This is a genomic window from Flavobacterium sp. JLP (assembly GCF_015350755.1).
Lineage (GTDB): Bacteria > Bacteroidota > Bacteroidia > Flavobacteriales > Flavobacteriaceae > Flavobacterium.
Genome location: NZ_JADKPS010000007.1, coordinates 49,832 through 73,483, shown reverse-complemented (window position 1 = coordinate 73,483; position 23,652 = coordinate 49,832). Strand labels below are relative to the sequence as shown.

The 23,652-nt window shown below is 34.3% G+C and carries 20 protein-coding genes; 9 read left to right on the top strand and 11 right to left on the bottom strand.

Features of this window, described 5'->3' with window-relative positions; translation table 11 throughout:
• Window positions 1-22 precede the first annotated feature (22 nt).
• Window positions 23-478, bottom strand: coding sequence for a DinB family protein (locus IRZ83_RS15945; protein WP_194570229.1), 456 nt, complete (start codon window positions 476-478; stop codon window positions 23-25).
• Window positions 479-554: 76 nt separating this feature from the next.
• On the opposite strand from IRZ83_RS15945, the gene IRZ83_RS15940 reads away from it, so the two are divergent.
• From IRZ83_RS15940 to nadD, 5 genes are all read left to right on the top strand, one after another.
• Entirely contained in the window at window positions 555-908 is a 354-nt protein-coding gene (locus IRZ83_RS15940; RefSeq protein ID WP_029270916.1) for an arsenate reductase family protein, read from the top strand.
• A 321-nt stretch (window positions 909-1,229) separates the two neighbouring features.
• Window positions 1,230-2,090 carry a YicC/YloC family endoribonuclease gene (locus IRZ83_RS15935; protein ID WP_035666766.1) on the top strand — a complete coding sequence of 287 codons (861 nt, stop codon included), beginning with the start codon at window positions 1,230-1,232 and terminating at the stop codon, window positions 2,088-2,090.
• A gap of 169 nt (window positions 2,091-2,259) precedes the next feature.
• Window positions 2,260-2,691, top strand: a complete 432-nt coding sequence (locus IRZ83_RS15930; RefSeq protein ID WP_194570227.1) for a hypothetical protein — start codon at window positions 2,260-2,262, stop codon at window positions 2,689-2,691.
• A gap of 69 nt (window positions 2,692-2,760) precedes the next feature.
• Window positions 2,761-3,333 carry a guanylate kinase gene (gene gmk / locus IRZ83_RS15925; RefSeq protein WP_029270920.1) on the top strand — a complete coding sequence of 191 codons (573 nt, stop codon included), beginning with the start codon at window positions 2,761-2,763 and terminating at the stop codon, window positions 3,331-3,333.
• A gap of 111 nt (window positions 3,334-3,444) precedes the next feature.
• Entirely contained in the window at window positions 3,445-4,026 is a 582-nt protein-coding gene (gene nadD / locus IRZ83_RS15920; protein WP_194570225.1) for a nicotinate (nicotinamide) nucleotide adenylyltransferase, read from the top strand.
• A 32-nt stretch (window positions 4,027-4,058) separates the two neighbouring features.
• Here the strand turns inward: nadD and IRZ83_RS15915 are convergent, their stop codons facing one another.
• The gene (locus IRZ83_RS15915; RefSeq protein ID WP_029270923.1) at window positions 4,059-4,964 is read right to left on the bottom strand and encodes a LysR family transcriptional regulator; all 906 of its coding nucleotides are present in this window, start codon (window positions 4,962-4,964) and stop codon (window positions 4,059-4,061) included.
• An 85-nt stretch (window positions 4,965-5,049) separates the two neighbouring features.
• Between IRZ83_RS15915 and IRZ83_RS15910 the strand changes: the two genes are divergently transcribed.
• The 3 genes from IRZ83_RS15910 (at window position 5,050) to IRZ83_RS15900 (ending at window position 8,541) form a co-directional block, all read left to right on the top strand.
• Window positions 5,050-5,805 (top strand): type 1 glutamine amidotransferase domain-containing protein, encoded by a 756-nt coding sequence (locus tag IRZ83_RS15910; RefSeq protein WP_194570223.1) that lies wholly within the window; start codon window positions 5,050-5,052, stop codon window positions 5,803-5,805.
• Between the two features lie 165 nt (window positions 5,806-5,970).
• On the top strand, window positions 5,971-7,128 hold the full coding sequence (locus tag IRZ83_RS15905) for an iron-containing alcohol dehydrogenase (protein ID WP_194570221.1): 1,158 nt from the start codon (window positions 5,971-5,973) through the stop codon (window positions 7,126-7,128).
• A 417-nt stretch (window positions 7,129-7,545) separates the two neighbouring features.
• Window positions 7,546-8,541 carry an NAD(P)H-dependent glycerol-3-phosphate dehydrogenase gene (locus IRZ83_RS15900; protein ID WP_029270929.1) on the top strand — a complete coding sequence of 332 codons (996 nt, stop codon included), beginning with the start codon at window positions 7,546-7,548 and terminating at the stop codon, window positions 8,539-8,541.
• 228 nt (window positions 8,542-8,769) lie between these two features.
• On the opposite strand, the gene IRZ83_RS15895 is transcribed toward IRZ83_RS15900, so the two are convergent.
• From IRZ83_RS15895 to IRZ83_RS15885, 3 genes are all read right to left on the bottom strand, one after another.
• Window positions 8,770-9,177 (bottom strand): hypothetical protein, encoded by a 408-nt coding sequence (locus IRZ83_RS15895; RefSeq protein WP_029270931.1) that lies wholly within the window; start codon window positions 9,175-9,177, stop codon window positions 8,770-8,772.
• 97 nt (window positions 9,178-9,274) lie between these two features.
• Window positions 9,275-10,294, bottom strand: a complete 1,020-nt coding sequence (locus IRZ83_RS15890; protein WP_194570219.1) for a phenylalanine--tRNA ligase subunit alpha — start codon at window positions 10,292-10,294, stop codon at window positions 9,275-9,277.
• Between the two features lie 110 nt (window positions 10,295-10,404).
• Window positions 10,405-10,761, bottom strand: a complete 357-nt coding sequence (locus IRZ83_RS15885; RefSeq protein WP_029270935.1) for a hypothetical protein — start codon at window positions 10,759-10,761, stop codon at window positions 10,405-10,407.
• Between the two features lie 240 nt (window positions 10,762-11,001).
• Here IRZ83_RS15885 and IRZ83_RS15880 point away from each other — a divergent pair, with 240 nt between their 5' ends.
• Entirely contained in the window at window positions 11,002-11,541 is a 540-nt protein-coding gene (locus IRZ83_RS15880) for a CvpA family protein (protein ID WP_194570217.1), read from the top strand.
• A gap of 80 nt (window positions 11,542-11,621) precedes the next feature.
• On the opposite strand, the gene IRZ83_RS15875 is transcribed toward IRZ83_RS15880, so the two are convergent.
• From IRZ83_RS15875 to IRZ83_RS15850, 6 genes are all read right to left on the bottom strand, one after another.
• On the bottom strand, window positions 11,622-14,039 hold the full coding sequence (locus tag IRZ83_RS15875) for a glycosyl hydrolase family 95 catalytic domain-containing protein (protein ID WP_228520713.1): 2,418 nt from the start codon (window positions 14,037-14,039) through the stop codon (window positions 11,622-11,624).
• A gap of 250 nt (window positions 14,040-14,289) precedes the next feature.
• The gene (locus tag IRZ83_RS15870) at window positions 14,290-16,239 is read right to left on the bottom strand and encodes a sialate O-acetylesterase (protein ID WP_194570213.1); all 1,950 of its coding nucleotides are present in this window, start codon (window positions 16,237-16,239) and stop codon (window positions 14,290-14,292) included.
• A 135-nt stretch (window positions 16,240-16,374) separates the two neighbouring features.
• Window positions 16,375-17,604, bottom strand: coding sequence for a glycoside hydrolase family 5 protein (locus IRZ83_RS15865; RefSeq protein ID WP_194570210.1), 1,230 nt, complete (start codon window positions 17,602-17,604; stop codon window positions 16,375-16,377).
• Between the two features lie 14 nt (window positions 17,605-17,618).
• A complete protein-coding gene (locus tag IRZ83_RS15860) occupies window positions 17,619-19,856 on the bottom strand; it encodes a glycoside hydrolase family 3 C-terminal domain-containing protein (protein ID WP_194570208.1) in 2,238 nt (745 codons plus the stop codon).
• A gap of 42 nt (window positions 19,857-19,898) precedes the next feature.
• On the bottom strand, window positions 19,899-21,479 hold the full coding sequence (locus IRZ83_RS15855) for a GH39 family glycosyl hydrolase (RefSeq protein ID WP_194570206.1): 1,581 nt from the start codon (window positions 21,477-21,479) through the stop codon (window positions 19,899-19,901).
• A 161-nt stretch (window positions 21,480-21,640) separates the two neighbouring features.
• Window positions 21,641-23,644, bottom strand: coding sequence for a glycoside hydrolase family 97 protein (locus tag IRZ83_RS15850; protein ID WP_194570204.1), 2,004 nt, complete (start codon window positions 23,642-23,644; stop codon window positions 21,641-21,643).
• Window positions 23,645-23,652: the final 8 nt, after the last annotated feature.

The window sequence follows — 23,652 nt, the reverse complement described above, 5'->3', positions numbered from 1 at the left end:
ATTTGCTAGACGGGATTTTTTTTTATACAAACTTTCTAATGCTCATTATGATTCCGGTATGTATTCCTTCATGATAATTAACAAAATCTAGAGCATCCTGGACATTTTTAAGATCAAAACCCATACTTGTGGTATAAGCATTGTAATCAACAAAAACACGAGCTTCAAAATCTTTTTTTGTCTGATTTAAGGTTGAGTAAAGCAATCCTTTTATTTCATCAACTTCGGTTTGAGAAACATCACCTTCTGGCTTGGTTCCTTTTTTATATTTATCAATAAACGCATCAGAAACCAATGTTGGCAGACCTGATAATTTATAAACTAAAACTTGTTGTGATGATATGCAGTGAGCAACATTCCAAATCAAATTATTACTAAATCCGGGTGGAATTTTATTTAACTGCTCCAATGAATGATGGTCTAAAACTTTTAAAAGAATTTCTCTAATCGTTTTTTGTACTTCAAAAACTGAACTCATAATTGTAATTTTTTTCTAAAATTACTCATTTTTCAGTTTCAAATGAATTTTCTTTGTACTCAATAAATCAACAATCATGAACAAAATATATTATTTAGCATCTTGTGATACATGTCGAAAAATCATTAAAAGCTTACCAAAAGACAACAACTTAGTTTTTCACGACATCAAGCAAAATCCGATTACCGAAGCTGAACTTGAAGAAATGCATAAACTCGCAGGCAGTTACGAAGCGTTATTCAGTAAAAAAGCACAGCTTTACAAATCGATGGACTTAAAAAACAAGTCTTTGACTGAGGAAGATTATAAAAAATACATTTTAGAGCATTATACTTTTTTAAGCCGTCCGGTCTTTATCATTGATGAAAAAATTTATATTGGTAATACGCAGCCTGTAACATTGCAGGTAATGAAAGCTTTAGAAAAATAATAACCAAAGTTCTAAGAATTCGGGTCTTTGTTACGGATTACTTCACATGATTTTTATTTTAATCAGAGTTAAGTACATTTCATTTGAAGCGGAAATCCTTTTTTTTAGCTTTTTCTGCTCAAAAAAGATTGGGAACGGATAGCCTGACCGAAGGGAACGACCCAATTAAAATTTTGACTCTTAAAAAAATGGTGCTTCACGTGTTCGCTATTGCTCGGCTCGCGACAAAAAAACTTTAATAAAGCTGACTTTAACAGATTAGCGATTTAAAACTCAAGACTGCAAACTTTTATTTATCTTTGCGCCTTTATACTCAATTATATGATACAATCTATGACAGGGTTTGGCAAAGCTTCTTTGCAATTGCCTACAAAAAAAATTACCGTCGAAGTAAAATCCTTAAATAGTAAAGGTTTAGATTTAAACGTAAGAATGCCATCGCTTTATCGCGAAATGGAATTAGGTCTAAGAACTCAAATCTCTACAAAGTTAGAAAGAGGAAAAATTGATTTCGGAATTTACATTGAAAGTACTTCTGAACAAACTTCAACTAAGGTAAATGTTCCTGTTGTAAAAAATTACATCGCACAACTTAAGGAGGTTTATCCTGATGCAGATGAAACAGAATTAATGAAAATGGCGGTTCGTATGCCTGACACATTAAAAACAGAACGTGAAGAAATCGACGAAAACGACTGGGACCAGATTCAGATTATCATTGAAGAAGCTTTGCAAAACATCTTGAGTTTTAGAAAAGACGAAGGCGAATCGCTTGAAAAAGAATTCAACCTAAGAATTGGAAATATTCGTCAATATATGAACGATGCTTTGGCATTAGATCCAGAACGTGTTCAGGCTATAAAAGACCGCTTACAGACTGCAATCTCAGAATTGAAAGTGAATGTTGATGAAAATCGTTTTGAACAGGAATTGATTTATTATTTAGAGAAACTGGACATTACAGAAGAGAAAGTTCGTTTGACGAATCACTTAGACTATTTTTTAGAAACTATAAAAGGAACTGAAGCCAATGGCCGTAAATTAGGTTTTATCACTCAGGAAATGGGCCGTGAAATCAATACAATGGGATCTAAATCAAATCATGCTCAAATGCAGAAATTGGTGGTGATGATGAAAGATGAATTGGAGAAGATTAAGGAACAGGTTTTGAACGTTCTATAAAGGGATGAAATATTATTTCATTTTCTTTTTTCTAATAATGCTCAATTGCTTTGGGCAAGAAGTATCTGAAATAAATAAAATCATAGGAATTCCCAAGAATTTAGAATCTCAACAAGAAATACGGATTTACAAAAATTATTCGACTTCAAATAGAATTGACATCTTGAGAATGATTAAGAATAATGAAAACGAATGGATTGTTTATAAATTTTATTATTCTAAAAACTTTAAAGCCGTAACTAAAATTGATGAATTACGTTTTCCAAAAGAGAGAATTGGAAAATTAAAACCGAAAGATGCAGAATTAATTTGGCTTAATTTACTGATGACAAATATTGAATTTCTTCCAAATATGGAAACCATAAGATATAAGTTTGGCAAACCTCATATTGATTTTGACAAAGGCGAACGAGGAATATCTAGAAACAAAAAACATATTTTAGATGGCATTGGATATAAAGTTTATGTTAGAAATGGAAAAATTGAAAACAGTTTTTCATTTGATAATCCAGAATTTTATCTAAAACATTATCCGAAAGTTGACGAATTAATTTCATACAATGAATTATTATCTGTGATGAAAAAAGAATTCTCTTTTTAAAGACAGATCAAACAGAAACACAAAACGAAGAAGCTTAAAGCGTATTGGCTAAAGCCTAAAGCATACAAAATGAACAAAGGAAAATTAATTGTTTTCTCCGCACCGTCCGGATCAGGAAAAACAACTATAGTAAGGCATTTACTTGGGAAAGAAGATTTAAATTTAGAATTTTCGATCTCGGCGGCTTCTCGCGACCCACGCGGAGAAGAAGAACACGGAAAAGATTATTACTTTATTTCGCTGGAAGAATTCAAAAAACACATTAAAGCCGAAGATTTCCTGGAATGGGAAGAAGTATACCGCGATAATTTTTACGGCACTTTAAAAGCCGAAATTGAAAGAATCTGGGCTCTAGGAAAAAATGTAATTTTTGATATTGATGTTGCTGGAGGATTGCGTATTAAACACAAATTTCCAGAACAAACTTTAGCCGTTTTTGTAAAACCGCCAAGCGTCGACGAACTTAAAAGAAGGTTAAAACAACGTTCTACAGAAAGTGACGATAAAATCAATATGCGAATTGCAAAAGCTTCTGTAGAATTGGCTACTGCTCCTCAATTTGATACTATTATCAAAAACTACGATTTAGATACAGCAAAGGAAGAAGCGTATCAATTAGTGAAAGATTTTGTAAATAAATAATTTTATTCCGCAGAGATACACAAAGAAAAAACACAGAGATTCGCAAAAGTATTATTTTAAACTTTGCGAATCTTTGTGGTATCTTAGCGAATCTTTGTGAAACTCTAAAAAATGAAAATAGGTCTTTACTTTGGAACTTATAATCCAATTCACGTTGGTCATTTGATCATAGCCAATCATATGGCTGAATTTGCTGATTTAGATCAAGTTTGGATGGTTGTTACGCCTCATAATCCGCTAAAAAAGAAGGCTACGTTATTAGACGATCATCAGCGTTTGCAAATGGTTTTTTTAGCCACTGAAGATTATCCAAAAATTAAACCTTCTGACATTGAATTTAAGCTTCCGCAACCCAATTATACGGTTAACACTTTAGTTCATTTGCATGAAAAATACCCAAATCACGATTTCTCTTTGATTATGGGTGAGGATAATTTAAAAACGCTTCATAAATGGAAAAACTACGAAGTTATTTTAGATCATTATGATATTTACGTTTATCCGCGTATTACTGAAGAAGAAGAAAATATTGAACTGAAATCGCATCCAAAAGTTCATATTATTGATGCACCAATTGTAGAAATTTCTTCAACCTTTATAAGAAACAGTATTAAAGAAGGAAAAAATATCCAGCCTCTCTTACCATCTAAAGTCTGGGAATATATAGACCATAATAACTTTTATAAGAAATAAAAAAAAACCTAAATAAATTATTCAGGACTTTTTTACATTCTATTACCCAGAAACAACTTTAATTCTTTCGCAATCGTTTCAAAAAAAGAATTTAAATTATTGTTTTTGCCTGACAGTAAATACACAAATTCCTCTGGAACGTGAAAACTATTCCATACCAATTGCAATCTATTGTCCTTGATATATTTTCTCGCGTTACAATTCCACGTGATCGCAATACCCGAGTTTTTAGAAAGCATTTCGAGCATTTCTGATTCTGACGGAATAATGTAATTTGGAACCATAGAGGGTCTCTTTTTATTAAAAGCGTGCAGCCAGAATATTTTTATATGCGGAATTCTGGAGTCATGGCTGTACCATTTTTGTTCGTTGAGCCATTTCTCTGTTTCCTGATAATTGTCTGCCTTCAATTTGTTACGGAATTCAGCTATATCCAAATTCATCGGCGCGACCATGATCAATTTAATTTTACCGACAATTTCATAAATAGTATCAAACGTATCATATCTTTTTGTCGTGATCGCAAAATCAAGTTTTTTAGCATCGACAAGTGCAAAAAGAGCATCATCTTCAGCAAAAGTAAAATCAATAAAATCAAATTTAGAGATTAAGACACTGCCACAGCTATTGAATAAATCTTTAGAAATACCAACTGAAATTAATCGAACAGAATCTTCAGCTTTGGCTCTGAATCCGCTTTCTACATTTTCTAGACGGTCAAGTGCATCAATAATTAAATTATTGAGTAACTTAGCGTATTCCGTTGGTTCTACGCCCTTTGACTTTCGGTTGAACAATTTATACCCTACATGCGCTTCCAGCATTGATATCTGCTGACTTACAGCAGGCTGACTGATAAACAGCTCTTTGGCAGCGACAGAAAAATTTCGATTCTTATATACAGACTTAAAAGTTCTGTACCATTCTAAATTTACCATGACATAAATATATTTATAACAAACATAGTTTATTTTATTTTTACTAATATCACTTAAACCGTAAATTTGTGTAAAATTATTACTTATGAAAAAAATAGCGCTCGCAATTATAATATTCACAGCTTTCAGTATATCTGCTGCAGCTCAAAAATCAAAAAAAGGTATGAAAAAAGTATTATTTGTTGTCACCAGTAACGATAAGCTGGGCAATACAGGAGAAAAAACAGGATTTTGGTCAGAAGAATTAGCTGCACCATACTATGAATTATTAGATCAAGGAGTTGAAATTACGATTGCATCTCCGCTTGGAGGACAGCCTCCAATTGACCCAAAAAGCGCTGATCCATCTTCAGCAACTGAGGATACAAAACGTTTTGATGCGGATAAGGCATTACAAGAAAAACTAAAACATACGCTAAAACTTTCGACAATAAATCAAGCTGATTATGATGCTGTATTTTATCCTGGAGGACACGGACCATTATGGGATTTAGTGGAAGATAAAAATTCTATCGCATTAATTGAATCATTTTATAACCATAAAAAACCTGTTGCTTTTGTTTGTCACGCTCCTGCAGTATTAAAAAACGTAAAAGTAAATGGTGAATTTTTAGTAAAAGACAAAAAAGTAACTGGTTTTACAAATACTGAAGAAGAAGCTGTTGGATTAACCAAAGTTGTTCCGTTTTTATTAGAAGATGTTTTAACCCAAAATGGAGGCAAATTCTCAAAAGTAGAAAATTGGCAGCCGTATGCTGTAGAAGACGGCCTTTTGATTACAGGTCAAAACCCTGCTTCATCTAAACTAGTTGCTGGTAAATTATTACAACAATTAAAATAAAAAGATGCTAAGGTTCTAAGTTGCTAAGATTCAGATTATCTCGTAACAACTTAGATTTTAGTACTAATTGAAAGAATAAAACTAATCCGATAATAGATCGTGAAGATTCTTGGTAAAAAACTTAGAATCTTTGCATCTTACTATCACAGAAACTCTAAAAAAAACATGTTAAACTTCGAATTATATAATCCCACGAATTTGATTTTCGGAAAAGGACAAATTGAAAAGCTTTCGACTTTAGTTCCAAAAGAAGCTAAAATTCTTTTGGCTTATGGTGGTGGAAGTATTTTTAAAAATGGTGTTTACGATCAGGTAATCGCGAACTTAAAAGGTTTTGAAATTGTAGAATTTGGCGGAATAGAACCAAACCCACATTTTGAAACTTTAATGAAAGCGGTTGAAGTAATAAAAGCTGAAAAAATTGATTTTATTTTAGCCGTTGGCGGCGGATCTGTAATTGATGGCGTAAAATTTATTTCTGCTGCTGTTCATTTTGAAGGAAACCCAATTGATATTTTGCAAAAAAGAATTCTGATTAAAGAAAATGCAATGCCTTTTGGAACTGTTTTAACGCTCCCTGCAACAGGAAGTGAAATGAATTCAGGATCTGTTGTTACGATCGAAGCTACTCAGGAAAAGCTGGCTTTTGGCGGAAGCGCTATGTTTCCGAAATTTTCTATTTGCGATCCAACTGTAATTGCTTCTTTACCAAAAAGACAAATTCAAAATGGTGTTGTCGATGCTTACACACACGTAATGGAGCAATACTTAACCTATCCGCACGAAGGTTATTTACAAGATAGGATTGCAGAAGGAATTTTACAGACCTTAATTGAAGTTGGTCCAAAAGTGGTAGAGAACCCAACAGATTATGCATTGGCATCAAACTTTATGTGGAGCTGTACAATGGCTTTAAACGGCTTGATTCAGAAAGGAGTTCCGTCAGACTGGGCAACACATATGATTGGTCACGAGTTAACTGCTTTATATGGCATTGATCATGCCAGAACTTTGGCCATTATAGGCCCAAGTCTTTATAATGTAATGTTTGAGACAAAAAAAGGAAAATTAGCGCAATACGGAAGAAGAATTTTTAGTCTAACGGGTTCTGAAGATGAAGTCGCGAAAGAAGCCATAAATAAAACCGTTGAATTTTTCCATACAATGGGAATGAATACTAAACTTTCGCAATATACTGACGACTACAGCAAAACAGCAGATTTTATCGTAAATCGTTTTGATGAAAGAGGCTGGAAAGGATTAGGCGAAAAACAATTGGTTACGTTAGACAAAGTAAAATCTATTGTTGAGATGAGCTATTAATAAGTAAATCTCAACCCCCAAGCCTTGGGATAAATTATAAATTCTAATGATTTAATAGCGGTATTAGATTTGGATTTTTATTTGAAATTTAAAGTTTAATATGCAAACACTTGGAATTTAGAATTTAAAAAAATGGAATTTTATAAAAAAAGGCGTTCTTAATTTATTTAGGAACGCCTTTTTAAAATACTAAAACAAAACTAACTAACTCAATTCGTGTTAAACTCATTAAAATTCTAATTTATAAACAGTTAAAACGCAATGTTTTAATTTTTATTGTACCGAAGTTGAATAATTTTTTATTTTTTCAAAACTTCTTGAAAACCACTGTCTTTCCTGCCATTTCAAAAATTTCTTAAATTAGATTTTGTGTTATTACTACATTATTAAGTACTTTTGTTTTAAATTATTAAAATAATGAGCGAAAATTTAAAATTTGCAGTAATTGGAGGAGGGAGCTGGGCAACGGCAATTGCAAAAATGTTATGCGTAAATCTACCTGAAATTGCGTGGTACATGCGTAATGACGCTGCAATCGAGCACATTCAAAAATACAAACACAACCCAAATTATTTAAGTTCGGTAGAATTTGATACTAAAAAACTTAAATTAACTAACAATATAAACGAGGCAATTGAATATGCAGATTATATCATTTTTGCCATTCCATCTGCTTTTTTAGATGCTGAATTAAAAAATATGACGGTTTCACTAGCTGACAAAATCATATTTTCAGCCATTAAAGGAATCGTACCTGAAACGAGTTTAATTGTTGGAGAACACTTTCATATTCAATACGACATTCCATATTACAATATTGGAGTTATTACAGGTCCTTGTCATGCTGAAGAAGTGGCTTTAGAAAGACTTTCGTATTTAACAATTGCTTGTGGAGATCCTGAAAAAGCTTGTATCGTTGCAAAATCTTTATCTGGAAATTATATTAAAGCCAAAATTTCAGACGATATTATTGGTACTGAATATGCCGCAATGCTTAAAAACATCTACGCCATCGCTGCCGGAATTGCACATGGTTTAGGTTATGGAGATAATTTCCAATCGGTTATGATGAGCAACGGAATTCGTGAAATGAAAAAGTTCATCAGAAAAGTACATAAAATGAAACGTAACATTAATGATTCGGCTTATTTAGGCGATTTATTAGTTACAGGTTATTCTGTTTTCTCCAGAAATAGAATGTTCGGAAATATGATCGGAAAAGGATATACGGTAAAAAGTGCTATGATGGAAATGAGCATGGTTGCCGAAGGGTATTACGCAACAAAAAGTGCATACAAACTAAATCAGGGTTACGGCGCAAAAACACCAATTATTGACGCCGTTTACAGTATTTTATATGAAGGCAAAGATGCTAAATCTGTTTTTAAGAAATTAACGGAATCTTTAGATTAGTTTTTTAGTGAAAAGAAGAAAGAAGAAAGAACCAAGACTAGAGAAGACTTAAATAGAAGAAAGAAGCGAGAACCAAGACTAGAGACTAAAGAAGACTTAAATAGAATAAAGAAGAAAGAGCCAAGACTGAAATTCAGTTTGGCTCTTTTTTATTTCAGTACAGAGAAGTCTTTTCTCTTTCTTCTTTCTCTTGCTTCTTGCTTCTTTCCTCTTTCCTCTTTCAACACTCTACTTCACCATGATCCCCTCAACAAACAAAATCGGCACTTCTTCCGTATTTTCCTCATTTATAAGTTTTGATTTGAAGATGAATTTCTTGTCGTACAAAGTGTTGCCGATGAAGAAAGTTACCATGAATTCATTGTTTAAAACCAAAAGGCTTTTCTCTATCATTTCGATTTTTACGACTGAAACAGCTGGAACTTCAACAAATGCGTGACGCAAAACAGATGTTTTTTTCATTTCGCCATCAATTGTTCCAAATGCTTTTGAAACGACCATAACACTGTCTAAATTAAAATCGCTGTCGTTTACAAGATAAGCGTACCATACTTTTTCCATAAAATCGTCGCTCCATTCTTGAACTGCAGCTAGAAATACGTTTTCTACTTCAGGGATTGTTATATCTTTTTTCATATGAGTCAAAGTTTAAAAGTCGAAAGTCATAAAGTCGAAAGTCAAAAGCCTTGTTTTGGGACTTTCAACTTTCGACTTTATGACTTTTATGCCTAAATTATATATTTGCTTTAAATTGCTCTAAGAAACGAACATCATTTTCGTAAAACATACGAATATCACCAATTTGATATAAAAGCATTGCAATACGCTCTACTCCCATTCCAAAAGCAAAACCATTATATTCATCAGGATTGATGTCGCAATTTTTAAGAACGTTAGGATCTACCATTCCACATCCTCCAATTTCTAACCATCCCGTTCCTTTTGTAATACGATAATCTGTTTCGGTTTTTAAACCCCAATAGATATCAATTTCAGCGCTTGGTTCTGTAAAAGGAAAATAAGACGGACGAAGACGAATCTTCGATTTACCGAACATTTCTTTTGTGAAATAAAGCAGCGTTTGCTTCAAATCTGCAAAAGAAACATCTTTATCAATGTACAATCCTTCTACTTGATGAAAAATACAGTGCGAACGTGACGAAATTGCTTCATTACGGAAAACACGTCCTGGAGAAATAGTACGGATTGGCGGTTTGTGATTTTCCATATAACGCACCTGAACAGATGATGTATGCGTACGCAACAGCACATCAGGATTTGTCTGAATAAAAAATGTATCCTGCATATCACGAGCCGGATGATATTCTGGCAAGTTTAATGCAGTAAAATTATGCCAGTCGTCCTCAATTTCTGGACCTTCAGAAACATTGAAACCAATATTGGCAAAAATATCTATAATTTGATTTTTAACTATCGAAATAGGATGACGCGAACCAATAATTACAGGTTCTGCAGCACGTGTTAAATCACCAAAAACACCTTTGATTTCTTCTTTGCTTTCAAGTTCTTCTTGAATAACTCTTATTTTTTCTTCAGCAACTGCTTTTAAGGTATTAATAACCTGTCCAAAGTCCTTTTTTTGGTCGTTTGGAATATTTTTAAACTCCGTAAAAAGTTCTTTCAACAAACCTTTACTGCCTAAATATTTAATACGGAATTGCTCTAAGGATTCTTTATTTTTATCATTAAAGGATTTGGCTTCCTCTATATGTTGTTTTATCTTATCTATCATTTTCCTTCAATAATTGAGAATACAAATTTAGTGTTTTTAGTTTAAAGTGCACAGTCGCAGTCGCAGTTTTCAGCCCTAATTGAAATGAAAACTGCGACTGCGACTAAAAATTACTCAATAAGTTCACGTTCTAAAAAATAATTCACAATGGCTTCTTTCATCAAAACCGATTGCTCGCCAGCTTTTAAAGGCGGTAATTCTTCTTTTACTTTATAATGCGGCCATCCTTCAGCATCAAAAAAATCGAATTCATAAAAACCATATGGCTCTAATAATCTACAAATAGCGATATGCATCAGGTTTAGTTTTTCATCTTTTTTGAATTCACGGTGCACTTTTCCTAGTTCCTGAACTCCAATTAGGTAAATTATGGCATCCAAATCTAAATCTTCTCCTTGCGAAAATTGATTGGATAATATATCGACGAGCTTTTCCCAGCGCTCTTTTAGTTGTGTATCTCTAGACATTTCTTTTAATTATAAATTATGAATTGTGAATTATAAATTCAGAAACCATAAAATTTAGCTTGCAAAGATACGTACTTCAAATTCAAAGGCATCAAAAAATTAAGCAGATCAAAACATAGATTTAACTTTATCTAAAAGAAGTAGTCAAAAAAAAAGATAAAAACCCGTGAACCTTTGTAACCCTGAACTTTTGAACCTAAAAAAAGATATATATTTGCGCCTCAATAAAACATAGAAAACATGAGCCTTTTTGATATTATTTTTGGAGTAATTTTGTGTTACAGTTTATATAAAGGCATCAAAAATGGGCTTTTTGTAGAAATCGCTTCTTTTGTTTCTTTGTTGTTGGGAATTTACATTGCGATTAAATTTTCTTTTTTAATGAAAGAAATTATCGGAAAACATGTTTCCTGGAATCCAAACACAATTCAGGTTACGGCGTTTATTCTGACTTTTATTTTGGTTGTTGTTGGCGTTTATTTTTTAGCCAAAATCCTTACCGGAATTGCTGATTTTGCCTTTTTAGGATGGGCCAATAAATTAGGCGGCGGTTTTTTCCGGGTTTTAAAAACCATCTTAATTATGAGTATTTTTATTGCCTTTTTCGAGAAAATAAACTTCAACAATACTTTTGCCAAAAAGGAAACTTTAGACAATTCTATTTTTTATAATCCGGTAAAAAAAGTAGCCGCTTTTGTTTATCCTTCAATTGAAAAATGGTATGATACTTTTAAGAAAGAACATGCTAAAAATTCTGAAGAAACTTCTAAAAAAGAATAATTTAATTTGTCATACTGAGCAAGTTTATACTTAAAAAATTTCAGCTTCGCTCAGTATGACACCTTATTTAAAAATAAAATTTAGATTTTCACTTCTAATTTTTCTCCTTTTTTCAAAGTGACATTTTGGTTTTTACCACCAAAAATCAAAGTTGTTTTTCCTCCTAATTTAGAAAAGATTGTAACTTTTTCAACTTTTTTATTGGCCCAAGTAATTGCAATTTCAAAACCGCCACGAGCACAAATTCCGCTTACATTTCCGTCTTCCCATGCATCTGGCAACGCGGGAAGCAATCTAATTTCGTTTTCGTTAGATTGAATCAGCATTTCTGCAACAGCTGCAGCGCCGCCAAAATTTCCATCAATTTGAAATGGCGGATGCGCGTCGAATAAATTGGGGTATGTTCCTCCTCCTCTTCTTGGTTTTTCGGTTTTTTTTCCGTCAGGATCTACATATCGAAGTAATTCGCGATACATTTTGTAAGCACGATTTCCGTCCCAAAGTCTTGCCCAAAGGTTAATTCTCCAGCCTTTTGACCAGCCGGTTGTTTCATCTCCCTTTATTTCGAGTGTTTTTCTTGAAGCTGTGGCCAAATCTGGCGTTTTTAATGGTGTAATATGATCACCAGGAAAAAGTCCGAATAATTGCGATTGATGACGGTGTTTCGGGTCTTGATCTTCCCAATCAAAATACCATTCCTGCAAATTTCCTTTTTTGCCAATTTGGTACGGATGAAATTTAGAAAGTGCTGTTTGGAGTTTTGCTCTAAAATCAGCATCAATATTTAAAATTTCTGAAGCTTTAATTGTCTTTTCAAAACATTGTCTTATCATCGCCAAATCAGCTGTTCCTCCGTACATTGTTGCTCCAATAAAACCATCTGGCGCAATGTATTTGTTTTCTGGAGAAGTTGATGGAGATGTAATTAAATTTCCGTTTTTATCTACAACCATATATCCTAAAAAGAATTGCGAAGCACCTTTCATAATTGGATATCCTTCATTTTTCAGATAATTTTTGTCTTGTGAAAAAACATAGTGTTCCCAAATATGCGTACTAAGCCACGCACCAGAGATAGGCCAGCAAGCCCAGCTTGGATCTTCTTTTCCAAATTGTCCAACCGGATTTGTCATTGCCCAGATGTCTGAATTATGCGCTGCGGCCCAGCCTTCATTCACTCCATAAAAAGTCTTTGCTGTCACTTTTCCGGTTACCGAAAGATTTTTTATAAAACTTAAAAGAGGTAAATGCATTTCTGAAAGATTGGTGTTTTCAGCAAGCCAATAATTTTCTTCCAAATTAATGTTCATTGTATAATTACTGCTCCAAGGCGGATTTAGATGCGGGTTCCAAATTCCTTGCAAATTAGCTGGAACTCCTATAGTTCTTGAACTGCTGATTAGCAAATAACGTCCGAAATTAAAATATAGAATTTCTAGGTTTTTATCTTCTTTTCCTTCGGAGTAACGCAATAATCGCTCGTCTGTTGGCAAATCTGGAGCTGTTGTTTTTCCTAAATCTAAATTTACGCGATTAAAGAATTTTTGATAATCTGCAATGTGTGCGGTTTTTAATTTATCGAACGATTTTGACAACGCTGATTTTAAACTCTTCGTCGCAATTTCTTTATTGTTTAATCCAGAAATTGCCGGATTTTTATCAAAACCATTAAAACTTGTAGCGATCGAAACATAAATTAAAGCTTCAGTTCCGTTTTTTAAGCCTAAAGTTTTATTTGTATTTATAATAGTTCCGTCAACGCTCTTGATTTTTACTAAAGAAGTAAACCTTGTAGTGCTGCCGTTTTCTTTTAAATCTTTCCATTGCTCATTAGAAAGATAAGCGTTTGTGCCTGGATAACCTGGATTTTCATGAACCGGCGCTGTTCCGTTCATTGCCAAAACATTATCTTTTACTTCGACATTTGATTTTAATAAACTGCTTGAATTAATCTCAAAATTTAAGGCGCCTTTTTGACTGCTTGTCAATTTGATAATCATGATTTGATCTGGTGCAGAAACAAAATATTCGCGTGTAAATTTTACTCCATCTATTTCGTAAGTCACTTTTGAAATCGCATTAGAGATGTCAAGTTCACGACGGTAATTTGAAACTTTTCCTTTATTAGAATTTGTAATTTCTAAAGTTCCAAGCGGTGCGTACGATTCAGAATTCTTTCCTTCGATTTTTTTATTGAGTTCGTCGGCGAGTTTGTAGTTTTCGTTTTTTAATGCTTCGCGAATTGCCGGAAGATTTTTATAAGCTTCTGGATTCATGTTTGCATTTACAGGTCCGCCCGACCAAAGCGTGGCATCGTTCAAATAGATTTTATCTGAATTGACGCCTCCAAAAATAGTTGCGCCCATTTTTCCGTTTCCTAAAACCAAGCTTTCTTCAAAAAATTCTGCCGGTTGATTGTACCATAAAACATGCGTGGATTGCGCAGAAATGCTTGTATAGTAAAATGTAAAAAGTAAGATGATAAATGTTTTTTTCATGAGCTTTGAATTCATATTGCAACGTTTAAAATTACCAATCATATGTTCCAAAGAAACATTATTGTGATTTTTAATTTTGATCAACGGATTTCATCCGTTGTTACCAACCAATTGTTCCAATGGAACATTTTTTTTGCGCGTGAGGGATAGGAGCTGGCTACCGAAGTAGCGCGGATAGCCCGACCGTATTTGCGAAAGGCGCACATAAGCGGCCTCTTAAATAGCGCCTTTTGTAAATATGGTCACGCCCTTATTTGCTGACTTTGTATGTTTCTTTTGCCGTAATCATTTCCCAATTATCAGTTCTAAAAGGCGATGCTGGAAATTTTTCTTTATTAAACAGATTGATTTCCGTATCGTCATCTGCCCAGCCGTAATGTACTGCAACAGGATTTTGAACCTGATCACTTGAAATAATGATTTTGTTGTTTTTTATTATCGCTTTCGCGGCATGAAAAACTTTATCAGTACCAGCAATTTCAAAGCCTTTTACGTTTTCTGAATTGTCTGAAGCTGTTAATCCTGAACCAATATTATCGAAAGTAAGAATGATTTGATTGCCTTTTATTTCCTGAGATTTATATGTTGGTCCGCTAAAAACTTGCTTTTTGCCGTATACATTGTTCAACGCAATTGCTGCCAAACGCAAACCGACATCCTGCTTATTTGTTGGGTGAATGTCTTTTGCATTCCCGATGTCTGTTGTTACCGCCATTCCGGTGTTTTTCAGTTGCAGCGTTTCTGATTGTGCTTCGCGGAGTTCGGCCCATTTACTGCCAACTTTACTGTTTCCGTTAAATTCATTAAAAGTTGATAATTGAACAAAATAGAAAGGAAAATCGCCTTGCTTAAATTTTGTTCTCCAATCTGTTATCATTAAAGGAAATGCTTTTTTATATTGATTGGCTCTCCAGACATTGGCTTCGCCCTGATACCACAAAACGCCTTCGAAAGCATACGGAACCAAAGGATTTACCATTGCATTGTACAATAATGAAGGATAGCTGTTTGGCGATAAAGCGGTTTTTACGACAATAACTTTGTATTTCCATTTTCCGTCAAGCGGCATAATTTTCGATCCGAGCGTTAGTTTTAAATCGGCTGCATCTCCGTAAATGCCGCCACCGCCGCTGTTATCGACAATTCTGACTGCGATGACATTTAAACCTTCTTTTAAAATATTTGCAGGAACTTCATAAACGCGTTTGGCATCCCATTGTGTGTTTTTTCCAATTTCGATTCCGTTTACATATGTAATGTCTTCGTCGTCGATTTTTGAAAGATAAAGTGTTGCTTTATTTTTACTGTCTTCTGCAGAAAGTGTTATTGTTTTTCGCATCCAAACAATTCCATCTAAATCGCCTAAAGGCTGATTTTCCCATAAACTTGGCGTATTGAGTTCGCCCCAAGCTGTGTCGTTGAACGAAGCTTCTTTGAAAGTATTTTCATTTTCTGTGCTTACCGGAGTTCCTTGAATTTTTTCGACTCTTTCTTTCATACGCGTTGCATATAATTTTGAAATCGAATCTATGTTTAATGCTGGAACATCAGCAATCATTGTTTTAAAATCCTTGCTTTTTTCAAAAGCTTCTCGGCTTGTCCATGTTTCTACATTTGTTCCTCCCCAAGAAGTATTGATAATTCCGATTGGAATTTTTAACTCAGCGTATAATTTTTTAGCAAAATAATAACCAACTGCTGTAAAATTGCCAACATTTTCTTTGTTAGAAACTTCCCATTTTCCTGCTTTCAAATCGTCTTTTGGTTTACCGCTTAAATCTTGTGCTACACCAAAATGGCGAATCATTGGATAATTAGAATCGGCTATTTCTTTGTCGGAATTAATTGTTTTAAAAACCTGAAATTCCATATTCGATTGTCCGCTGCAAATCCATACTTCTCCAACCAAAACATCTTTTATGACAATTTTATTTTTTCCTATAATGATTAATTCGAAAGGACCTCCGGCTTTTTCAGGATTTAGACTAATCATCCATTTCCCGCTTTTATCTGCTTGAATGGTTTTAGTTTGATTATTAAAATGAACTTCTACTTTTTCATTAGCATCTGCCCAGCCCCAAACCGGAATTTCTTTGTTGCGCTGCAAAACCATTCCGTCAGAAAACAATAAAGGCATTTTTACATTTGCATTTGCAATTATGCCACAAAACATTAAAACAAAGACTGTATATTTTTTCATTTTTTTTATTTTAAAAGAATAAGGCAACCTATAAACAATTGATAAATTTAAACCATATAAGTGATATAAGTAAAAATAAGCTCACAAATTATGCAACTTAAAATTACTTATATCACTTATATGGTTTAAAAAATATTATTTCAATCCTTCAATCAGGGCGTTTAGCGCTTGAGTATCAAAAACAGTATTATCGCTTCTTTTGAAAATCCCGAAACCGTTGTTTCCAGTACTTCCTTCATCCCAATAAAAAGGCAATAAACCATTTGCTTTGGCTTGTTTGACAACTGTCTTTAAATAATATGCTCTTGAATTTAAATGCAAGGTCAAGGCATCGCCCGTTAAGGTACTTCTGCGAATTGCACCAAATTCTCCCAATAAAACAGGAATTCCTTTGTCGACAAATTGGCTTTTCATTAGTTTGAAATTTTTCTCTAAATCAGCTTCTTCTCCCCAGCTTGCGTTTCGTTCCGTATCTGTTGCCGAGTGAAAACCTGCTCCCCAATAGTAGAACATTTTGCCCCAGGTTTCATCTTTGGTTAAACCCGCAAAATTCCATGGAGCATAATAATGAACTTCTATCATCATTCGGCTCACGGCTTTATCCGTTGGAAGCGTCAGCATTAATTTATTTGTTTTTTCAATGTCTGTCGTTGGTCCTTGAACTACTAAAGTACGATATGCGTTTTTACCGCCAGTAGAACGAACAGCATCAATAAAAGTTTGATGATATGACGTTAAAACTGCCATCTGAGCTGCGTCTTCAACCGCTGGTTCGTTGGCACTGGCAAAAAGCAAATGCTCGTCAAATCCACGTAAGTGTGTTGCGATTTGTTCCCAAAAAGCTTTTTGTTTGGCGTTGTTTTCTGTTTTTTTGGCTTCGGTAATGTTATTTTCGAGCCAGCCTCCGTCCCAGTGAATATTAACTACAACATACATATCATTATCCACACAATACTGAACGACTTCTTTTACGCGATCCAGCCATTCTGTTTTTATCTGTGCCGTTGTACTGTTTGATAAATATTGGTTCCAAGAACACGGAATTCGGATAGCATTAAAGCCATTAGCCTTAACCGCATCAATTAATGCTTTTGTAACTTTTGGATTTCCCCAAGCCGTTTCACCGCCGGTTGCTTCTAAAGTATTTCCGATATTCCAGCCTATTTTTATTTTTGCTGCCAATTGAACGGCTGTACTTCCCATTCCGCTTGCATCTGCAGCAATTGGATTTGTATTATAACTTGGGTATAAACCAACAACTGGCGCTGTATTTTCTGGATCTTTATCAGAACTGCATGCCCAAAGGCTTAAAAAAGACAAGCACAAAATCGCACTAAACAAGGAACTCTTAACAGTGTTTTTCATGTCGCTGGATTTTTTTACTTAATTGTTACAACAATTTCTTTTTTGATATCTCTAGAAGAATTTCCAATTTTCAATGTGTATTTTCCTGATTCAACTACCCATTTCTTAGAAGCTACATCATAATATGCCAATTCTTTAGCTGGAATTTTAATGGTTACTGTATTCGAACCGCCAGATTTTACTTCTACTTTCTTGAATCCTTTTAATTCTTTTGCAGCACGCGTTACTTTTGAATCTGATTTAGACGCATACAATTGCACTACTTCTTTTCCATCTACTTTTCCAGTGTTTTTTACATCAACAGAAACGGTGATGGTTTCATTAGCGTTATAAGAATCTTTATCTGCTTTAGCATTATCGAAAGCAAAAGTGGTGTATGATAATCCGTATCCGAAAGGATATAAAGGCGTAACATTTTTAGTATCAAACCAACGGTATCCTACCAAAATTCCCTCAGCATATTGAACTGTTTTTCCACCAGGGAAACTGTTAGTTGCATGTGCAGGAGAATCCATAATATTTTTAGGCATCGTCCAAGGCAGTTTTCCTGACGGATTTACTTTTCCTAATAAAACGTCTGCTAAGGCATTTCCGCCTTCAGAACCATTAAACCAGCTCCATACTAGTGCTGAAGATTTTTTGCTCACTTCGTTAATATCAAAAGGAGCTCCCGCAATCATAACGACAATTGTTCTTGGGTTTACTTCTAATACTTTTTTAATTAATTCTTCCTGTCCAAAAGGTAATTTCAAATTTCTGCGGTCAGAAGCTTCAGTTTCATAATCACGGTTAGAACCAGCAAAAATGATCGCTACATCTGATTTTTTTGCTGCCTCAATAGCTTCTTGAAATTTAGCTGGATCTAATTGGTCAATTGTTACTGGACCATTTAGCGTAATATCTCCTAATTTTCCTTTATTTTTCTCGTCGTAACGCTCAAGATATCCTTCAGCATAATTGATTTTGATTGATGAAGGCAGTCTGTTTTTCAGACCTTCTAAAGGCGTTACTTCTCTCTTTGTTTTTACTCCAGCGCCAAATCCTCCAAGAGCATTTTTCTTCATTGCATTGTTTCCAATTACCGCAATAGATTTTACTCCGTCTAATTTTAAAGGCAATGCATTATTGTCATTTTTCAATAAAACGATTGCTTCTGCAGCAATTTTGTAAGCATCTTGATAATGTGCTTCAGTAGAAATACTTCCTTTCACACGGTCTTTGCCTCCCATAGCTTTTACTTGAAATAATACGCGCAAGATTCTTTTTACGTGTACATCAATTTCTGCTTCTGAAATTTCGCCCGCTTTTGCAGCAGCGATTAATTTATCTGCCAAGAAAAATTCATTGAATGGTTTTGGAGTTCCCATTTCAATATCTAAACCGCTGTTCAATGATTTTACGGTAGAATGAACGGCAGCCCAATCTGAAACTACAACACCTTTAAATCCCCATTCATCACGAAGAATTTTATTCAGCATATAATCATTCTCGCATAAATATTCTCCTCTAAATTTGTTGTACGCGCCCATTACGCTATATGCATGAGCCTCTTTTATAGAAGCTTCAAAAGCTGGAAGATAGATTTCACGAAGCGTACGCTCGTCAATTTGTACATCTACAAAATCACGATTGGTTTCTTGATTGTTTGCTGCGAAGTGTTTTACGCAAGCCATTACATCATTATCTTGTAAACCAACGATTAACGGCACTGCAATTTTTTTATTTAAAAACGGATCTTCGCTCATATATTCATACGTTCTTCCTCCAAGCGGCGTTCTCACAATATTAATTGCTGGCGAAAGCAGCATGTCTTTGTCTCTGGCACGCAGTTCCTGACCAACGCTGTTCCCAAAAGTATAAGCCATTTCTGTATTCCAAGTTGCAGCTAAACCGCCTCCGGCTGGATAATATGTTGCAAAATCATCTTTTAAACCTGCTGGAGCCCAATTGTCACGCGAAATTTCTTCACGAACTCCTAGAGGTCCATCAGCCATTTTTAGTTCTGGAATACCCAAACGTTCTACAGCGCCCGTACTAAACATACTGTTACCGTGCAGCATTCCAATTTTTTCCTCAAGTGTAAGCTGAGAAACAAGTTTATCAATTTCTGCATCAAATTCAGAACCTAGTTCTTTTCCTTGATGTTCTTCTGTCTGTGCCGAATCAGCATTTGAACTTTGTACGTCTTTTTTACAAGAAGTAAACAACGCAAAAGCCATAGCAACTGAGAGGTATATCATTTTATTTTTCATACTTGATAAATTATTTATAGTTTTTTTGTGGTTATTGATAGTTTATTGTTTTACAAAATTGAAAAAGACAACATCATTTTCATTAATCTTAAAATCTTTGCTAAACTTGCCTTTTGAGTCAATACTTACTTTTTCAGTCGCAAGCAAATCACCATTATTTTTTTCTTTGATCGTTTTTACTTGATTGGCTGTCAGCTGAGTTGGTTTGCCCATTGCCAGATAATCTGCGAAAGCATCATTGATTTTATATCCAACTTTGTAGATTTCTAATTTATAATTGCCTTTTGCCAAACCTTCAACTTCAATTTTAATGTTTCCCTTTGGTTTTGATGGCAAATCCTGAACATAATAGGTTTGATTGTTGACAGAATCTCCTGGATGCGTGTTTGTAAAATCCCAAAATAATAATTGAACATCTCCTTTTGCATTTTTAGAAGCCCATGAAGAAGTGTCTTTGTTTTGAAGTTCTGTTTCTCCTAATTTATTTAATAAATAATAAGAGAAATAAGCTGGTTTTTTAATTCCCTGCGTATTCAATAATCCGAATCCGCCATGAAAAGGCGTGAATCGTGGCCCAGCTTCTTCAAAAATATCAGTAAAAACCCAATATGACATGGAGTTTGCGGCATTGCCAACTTGTTTTAATTTTTGCAAAATATAAGCAGCTGAATGATAACTGTCGTGAATAGGATCTGCTGGTGTATAAGATGAACTCCATTCTGTATAATGCAATTCTAATTTTGGCTTAGCCGAATTTGAAATCTGTGTACGTGAGTTGATAACATCACCGCTGATACTTGATTCATCTTTATTTAAAACGGTTCCTGTTGTTCCAAATTCATCTAAAAACCCTTGTTTTACTCCATAAGTATGTGTCGAAATAAAATCTAACGCAACATTCTTTTTTGCACAAAAATCAATTGTTTCCGGAACCCAAGCTGCTCCGGCAGTTGCTGGCCCGCCCACTTTATAAGCAGTATTTACACTTTTTATTGCGCGTGCGCTGTGCTCGTATAATTTAAAATATTCATCCTGAGTGCCCGTCCAGAAACCTGGAGATAAGTTAGGCTCGTTCCAAACTTCAAAATACCAAGTTTTTACTTCATCTGCTCCATAACGTTCTGTAAAATGCTGTGTCAGATTGCGAATTAAATCTTCCCATTTTTTATAATCTTTTGGAGGCGTAACATTTCCTCTCCACCAAAAAATCGTCTGACTTCCACTGGCCAATGCCGATGGCATAAAACCCAATTCTACAAAAGGTTTCATTTTTATGCTTAAAATAAAATCATACAAAGCATCAATATATTGGTAATTGTATTCTGGATTTCCTTTTGAATCTTCTCTGTAAACGGCCATATCATCAGACAATAAACCATGCATTCTGATGTATTTAAAATCACATTCTTTTTTGACCATTGCCAATTGCTGCTGCCAATCGGCGCGCAAACCCTCATTGGCTCTTCCGGCGCCAATACATTCTTTAAACATGGTGTTTAATTTTCCTGCCTCTTTCTTATAATCAACTTTTATGATTCGATTTTCAGCATTATTGTTTTGTCCAAACAAATTAATATTGATTAGAATTACTGTAATAAATAGTATTGCTGAAAAATTTTTCATCTGATTTTTTTATTTCCTAACAGGTTTTCGAAACCTGTTAGGTATTGTTTTACCGATCCAATATTCAAATTAATTTTAACGTCTCTGATTTAATACCTAAAATGTTTTGGAAACCTGTTAGGATATTTAAAATCTAATCTTTGCGTTTGACAATCTATAAATTACAATTTTTTAAATCTGATTGCTGTTCCTCCAGCACCGCCTAAATGTAATTTTAATGAATCTGACGCTTTAACTGTTTTCTTAGAAATTGCTATAGCAGACGGATTATGTGTTTCATCAGTTCCTTCTGCGTCAGCATAAATCTGTGCTTCGTAAGTTGCATTTGGGTCTAAAAATGATAAAGAAACATTTACATCTCTTGCATTTTCATTTGTAATAGTTCCTAAATACCAATCGGCACTGTTTCTGTCTTTACGAACTGTTGTAATATATTGCCCAATTGATCCTTCTAATACTTTAGTATCTTCCCAATCTGTTGGAACATCTTTTAAGAATTGCAATGCTGGTTTTCCTTCGTAGTTCTCAGGAAGATCGGCCATCATCTGGATTGGCGCATAAATTGTTACATACAAAGCCAATTGCTGTGCAGCCGTTCCGTGCACTCTCTTTCCTGGAAAACCTTGTTTTACCTCAACATCAAAAATTCCCGGAGTAAAATCCATTGGTCCAGAAAGCAATCTTGTAAACGGAATAATTGTTAAGTGATTTGGCGGATTTCCTTCGCTCCAAGCGTTGTATTCCTGTCCTCTTGCCGCTTCTCTAGAAACCATATTTGGAAAAGTTCTGCGCTCTCCGGTGTCTTTTATTGATTCGTGATATAAAACTGCTAAATCATATTGCGCTGCTTTTTCTAAAATATATCTGAAATAGTTTACCCCAAATTGTCCGAAGTGGTTTTCTTTCATGTTTAATTTAGACCCCACATGGCCAATTTTAACCGAGTGCATTCCTAATTTTTTATATAATGCAAAACCTTCGTCAACTTCTTTTAAATAATTAATTAAGTTAGAACCTGTTTCGTGATATCCAATTAGTGCTACTCCTTTTTTATTTCCGTAATCGACTACTTTTTCTAAATCAAAATTATCTGCACTTTTGGTGAAACTGAACATGTGCATGTGATTTTCATACCAAGCCGGCGTCCAGCCTTTGTTCCAGCCTTCGATCAATAAATGGTGAAATCCTTCTTTTGCCGTGAAATCGATATATTCTTCTGCATGTTTGGTTGTTGCGCCTTGTTTTTCGCTTTCCCAAAAAGTATATTTCCCGATATGCATTCCCCACCAAATTCCGAAGTATTTATACGGTTTAAAATAGCTTGTGTTTTTTAATTTATTTGGTTCGTTTAGATTTAAAATCAAATAAGAAGTAATTAAATCTGCTGGGGTTTCTCCAATTTGAAGCGTTCTCCAAGAAGAGGTAAAAGTGTCTTTTACGCGTACTTTTACTCCGTCAGCCCAAGGCACTAAATCTGATTTAAGTTGTGTTCCTTGTGTGTTTACCAAAGTCATACTTGCAAAATCTACCAAGTTTGCTTCGTGAAAACTCAAGGCCAATCCGCTTTTGCTTTCAATTGTAAGCGGTGTCAAAACAGTATCTAAAGTACTTACTGCTGCATCTTTAAAAAGATATTCGTCACGGTTTTCTCGGTTTGCCGGAATCCACCATGCTTTTCCATCTTCTTTTAAGTTAAAAGTCGTTTTTTCATCCATAATGAAAATACTGTCTTTTACATTTTGTTTTGGATATACATATCTAAACGCGATTCCGTCATCGAAAGCACGAAATTGAATTTGCAGCTTTCGTTTGTTGCCAGTTTTTTGCTGTAAATCAACTACTAATTGATTGTAGTGATTTCTAATGTTTTTCTTTTCTCCCCAAACTTGTTCCCAAGTTTCATCAAATGTTGAATTCTTTACGCTTTTGATTTCGAAATCTGAGCTTAAATTTTCATTTCCCTTTAATAAAAAACCCATATCCGATGGTGTAATCACTTCGGTTTTTCCGTGTGAAACAGCATATTTGGGAGCGTTTTTTACTAATTCGAATTTTATTTTATTCTGCCCATTAGGCGAAGCCAATTCGTAAGCATTTTTATTTTTCTGACTGTAACCAATTGTAATTGACAATAATACAGCTGGAAGAACTAGATATTTTTTCATGTTTTCTT

Bases quoted from the DNA above. Each gene is read 5' to 3' on its own strand.
- IRZ83_RS15945 (WP_194570229.1), bottom strand. From the start codon at position 478: ATGAGTTCAGTTTTTGAAGTACAAAAAACGATTAGAGAAATTCTTTTA.
- IRZ83_RS15940 (WP_029270916.1), top strand. From the start codon at position 555: ATGAACAAAATATATTATTTAGCATCTTGTGATACATGTCGAAAAATC.
- IRZ83_RS15935 (WP_035666766.1), top strand. From the start codon at position 1,230: ATGATACAATCTATGACAGGGTTTGGCAAAGCTTCTTTGCAATTGCCT.
- IRZ83_RS15930 (WP_194570227.1), top strand. From the start codon at position 2,260: ATGATTAAGAATAATGAAAACGAATGGATTGTTTATAAATTTTATTAT.
- gmk (WP_029270920.1), top strand. From the start codon at position 2,761: ATGAACAAAGGAAAATTAATTGTTTTCTCCGCACCGTCCGGATCAGGA.
- nadD (WP_194570225.1), top strand. From the start codon at position 3,445: ATGAAAATAGGTCTTTACTTTGGAACTTATAATCCAATTCACGTTGGT.
- IRZ83_RS15915 (WP_029270923.1), bottom strand. From the start codon at position 4,964: ATGGTAAATTTAGAATGGTACAGAACTTTTAAGTCTGTATATAAGAAT.
- IRZ83_RS15910 (WP_194570223.1), top strand. From the start codon at position 5,050: ATGAAAAAAATAGCGCTCGCAATTATAATATTCACAGCTTTCAGTATA.
- IRZ83_RS15905 (WP_194570221.1), top strand. From the start codon at position 5,971: ATGTTAAACTTCGAATTATATAATCCCACGAATTTGATTTTCGGAAAA.
- IRZ83_RS15900 (WP_029270929.1), top strand. From the start codon at position 7,546: ATGAGCGAAAATTTAAAATTTGCAGTAATTGGAGGAGGGAGCTGGGCA.
- IRZ83_RS15895 (WP_029270931.1), bottom strand. From the start codon at position 9,177: ATGAAAAAAGATATAACAATCCCTGAAGTAGAAAACGTATTTCTAGCT.
- IRZ83_RS15890 (WP_194570219.1), bottom strand. From the start codon at position 10,294: ATGATAGATAAGATAAAACAACATATAGAGGAAGCCAAATCCTTTAAT.
- IRZ83_RS15885 (WP_029270935.1), bottom strand. From the start codon at position 10,761: ATGTCTAGAGATACACAACTAAAAGAGCGCTGGGAAAAGCTCGTCGAT.
- IRZ83_RS15880 (WP_194570217.1), top strand. From the start codon at position 11,002: ATGAGCCTTTTTGATATTATTTTTGGAGTAATTTTGTGTTACAGTTTA.
- IRZ83_RS15875 (WP_228520713.1), bottom strand. From the start codon at position 14,039: ATGAAAAAAACATTTATCATCTTACTTTTTACATTTTACTATACAAGC.
- IRZ83_RS15870 (WP_194570213.1), bottom strand. From the start codon at position 16,239: ATGAAAAAATATACAGTCTTTGTTTTAATGTTTTGTGGCATAATTGCA.
- IRZ83_RS15865 (WP_194570210.1), bottom strand. From the start codon at position 17,604: ATGAAAAACACTGTTAAGAGTTCCTTGTTTAGTGCGATTTTGTGCTTG.
- IRZ83_RS15860 (WP_194570208.1), bottom strand. From the start codon at position 19,856: ATGAAAAATAAAATGATATACCTCTCAGTTGCTATGGCTTTTGCGTTG.
- IRZ83_RS15855 (WP_194570206.1), bottom strand. From the start codon at position 21,479: ATGAAAAATTTTTCAGCAATACTATTTATTACAGTAATTCTAATCAAT.
- IRZ83_RS15850 (WP_194570204.1), bottom strand. From the start codon at position 23,644: ATGAAAAAATATCTAGTTCTTCCAGCTGTATTATTGTCAATTACAATT.